This is a genomic window from Aestuariivirga sp., assembly GCF_037139295.1.
Classification (GTDB): domain Bacteria; phylum Pseudomonadota; class Alphaproteobacteria; order Rhizobiales; family Aestuariivirgaceae; genus Aestuariivirga.
In genome coordinates this window covers 1-2,901 of record NZ_JBAXGR010000225.1, presented here as the reverse complement: position 1 = coordinate 2,901, position 2,901 = coordinate 1, and the positions used below count along the sequence as shown (strand labels likewise).

Sequence of the window (2,901 nt, the reverse complement as noted above, 5' to 3'; positions counted from 1 at the left end):
ATTTTCGCCGGACGCTGTCGGAAATCTATTACAATGCGCGGAGGACGACCGCATAGACTTTTCAACAGGTTGGGGGAGTGGCGTTGGCAAGGACCAAGCAAGTGATCGGCGGACCACTGGTGATCGGCGGGCGCACGCTGTCTCTCTCGCGCGCCATCCGCGCTGGTGACTTCGTGTTCCTCACGGGCCAGGTCCCCTTCAAGGATGGCCAGGTGATGACCACCGGCTCGGTCGAGGAGCAGACCCACGCGGTGCTCGACGACATCAAGGCCACGCTGGCCGAAGCCGGCTGCGCCCTGTCCGACGTCGTGAAGGCCATGGTCTGGCTGCGCGACCGCGCCGACTTCCCCGGCTTCAACGCCGTCTATGGCGAATATTTCCCCGAGCAGCCGCCCACCCGCTCCGCCGTGGTGAGCGACCTTCTGGTCGATGTCCGCGTCGAGGTCGAGGTTGTCGCCTACAAGCCGGTGGCCGGCTGACATGGCCTCTTTCACCCCACACGGCACGGCCTACGAGAGCTTCGGCAGCGGCCCGCACGTGATTGCGCTTGTCCATGGGCTCGGGCTCAACCGCCACTCATGGCAATGGCAGGTTCCGGCACTCTCCGGCACGCATCGCGTCATCACCTTCGACCTGCACGGCCACGGCGACAGCAGCGTGCCGCCGACCACGCCATCGCTCACCGTCTTCTCTGATCAGCTGGCCGAACTGTTCGACCATCTCGGCATCGCCCGGGCCTCCGTCTTCGGCTTCTCGCTCGGCGGCATGATTGCCCGGCGCTTCGCCATGGACCATGCGGACAGGCTGGAGACGCTCGGCATCCTCCACTCCGCCCATGCACGCGACAAGGCGGCGCATGATGCGATCCAGGCACGCGTCGTGCAGGCCGCGCAGGACGGCCCCGCCGCCACCGTCGAGGCGGCCCTGTCACGCTGGTTCACCGACGGCTTCCGCCTGAGCCATCCGCAGATGATGGACGAAGTGCGGCGCTGGATCCTCGCCAACCGCAAGGACGTCTATGCCCCGATCTACCAGGTGCTGGTCGATGGCGTCACCGAACTGGTGGCGCCCAGCCCGCCCATCGCCGCGCCCAGCCTCGTCATGACCGGCGAGGAGGATTACGGCAATTCCCCCGCCATGAGCCGCGCCATTGCGGCGGAAATCCCAGGCTCCGAACTCGTCATCCTGCCAGGCTTGCGCCACATGGCGCTGGCCGAGGCGCCGGAGCTGTTCAACGCGCAGCTGCTGGCCTTCCTGTCACGCGTGCAGCGTGGCTGAGGCGCCGCGCGGCATTCTCTCCGGCATCCGCGTGCTGGACTTCAGCCGCATGCTGTCCGGCCCCTATTGCACGATGATGCTCGCCGATCACGGCGCCGAGGTCATCAAGATCGAGAGCCCCGAGGGTGACACCAGCCGCAGCAACGGCCCGTGGCGCGCCGATGACGAGGCCCGGGACTGGTCGGGCTATTTCGTGAGCCTGAACCGCAGCAAGAAAAGCATCGTCCTCGACCTCAAGACCGAGGAGGCGAAGTCCGCGATCCGCGATCTCGTGCGCTCCTCCCATGTGCTGGTCGAGAATTTCCGGCCGGGCGTGATGGGGCGGCTGGGACTTGGCTACGAGGACCTGGCGAAAGAGAACCCCGCCCTCGTCTATGCCGCGATCACCGGATTCGGCGATCCGCGCAGCGGTGAAAGTCCCTATGTGAACTGGCCGTCCTATGACGTCGTCGCCCAGGCCATGGGCGGGCTGATGAGCATGACCGGCGCGGACCGCGAGCATCCGATGAAGACCGGCCCCGGCATCGGCGACGTCTTCGCCGGCATGATGCTGGCCTTCGCCATCGTGGCCGCCGTGCGCCATGCCGAGAAGACGGGCCACGGCCAGTTCGTCGACATTGCCATGTATGATGCGATGCTCAGCCTCTGCGAGCGCCTCGTCTATCTCTACGACATGGAAGGCAAGGTGGCCGAGCCCGCCGGCAACGGCCATCCACTGCTCGCGCCATTCGGACTTTTCCCCGCGTCCGACGGCTGGGTATCAATCGGTGTGGTCGATGATGCCTTCTGGCGCGAGCTCACCCGCATCATGGAGCGACATGACCTGCTCGCCGACCAGCGGCTGGCTACCAAGCCCGGCCGCCGTGCCCATGCGTCGGAGGTCAACGACGCGGTCAGCGCCTGGACCCGCCAGCACAGCAAGGCAGAGCTTGGCACGCTGCTCGGCGGGCGCCTGCCCTTCGGCCCGGTGAACGACGCGCGCGACATTTTCCATGATCCGCATGTGGCGGCGCGCGGCATGATTGCCGAGGTTCCGCATGCCGATGCGGACCGCAAGGGCTGGCGGATTGCCGCTAACCCCATCCGCTTTAGCGCCACGCCGGCGGTTTCCCCCTTCACTCCGCCGCGGCTCGGCGAACACAATAACCTGCTCGCCTTGCTCGCACGCGCCAACCCCGCAACCTGAACACCAGAGGCTTCCATGGAACTGAAGATCAGAAAGCTCGTGAACTTCGAGGAAGAGATCCATCTCGAGGGCGAGCGCGCCGCAACCCCGCCGCTTCGCATGCTAGGCGTAGCTGCAGTGGTTAAGAATCCTTGGGCAGGTCGTGGCTACGTCGCGGACCTGAAGCCGGAGATCCGTGCCTTCGCGCCGATCCTCGGCAAGCTCCTCACCGAGCGCATCGTGGCGATGGCAGGCGGGGCTGACAAGATCGAGGCCTACGGCAAGGCGGCGATGGCCGGGCTCGACTGCGAGCAGGAGCACGCCTCGGCCCTCATCCACACGCTGCACTACGGCAATTTCTATCGCGAGGCGCTGGGTGCCAAGACCTATCTGGGCTTTACCAATACCCGCGGGCCCGCCAACACGCAAATCCAGATCCCACTAATGGACAAGCACGA

The 2,901-nt window shown here is 66.0% G+C and carries 4 protein-coding genes; all 4 read left to right on the top strand.

Annotation, left to right across the window (positions count from 1 at the left end; translation table 11 throughout):
• Positions 1–83 precede the first annotated feature (83 nt).
• On the top strand, positions 84–479 hold the full coding sequence (locus WCJ41_RS21155) for a RidA family protein (RefSeq protein WP_336907817.1): 396 nt from the start codon (positions 84–86) through the stop codon (positions 477–479).
• A 1-nt stretch (position 480) separates the two neighbouring features.
• Positions 481–1,278, top strand: a complete 798-nt coding sequence (locus WCJ41_RS21150) for an alpha/beta fold hydrolase (RefSeq protein WP_336907816.1) — start codon at positions 481–483, stop codon at positions 1,276–1,278.
• On the top strand, positions 1,271–2,464 hold the full coding sequence (locus WCJ41_RS21145) for a CoA transferase (RefSeq protein WP_336907815.1): 1,194 nt from the start codon (positions 1,271–1,273) through the stop codon (positions 2,462–2,464). Before WCJ41_RS21150 ends, WCJ41_RS21145 begins: the two co-directional genes overlap by 8 nt.
• A gap of 15 nt (positions 2,465–2,479) precedes the next feature.
• The coding region (locus tag WCJ41_RS21140; RefSeq protein WP_336907814.1) for an amino acid synthesis family protein at positions 2,480–2,901 on the top strand (422 nt) is incomplete at its 3' end.

What these genes read in the sequence shown, in the direction of transcription:
- WCJ41_RS21150 (WP_336907816.1), top strand. Translation starts at nt 481, where the DNA reads ATGGCCTCTTTCACCCCACACGGCACGGCCTACGAGAGCTTCGGCAGC.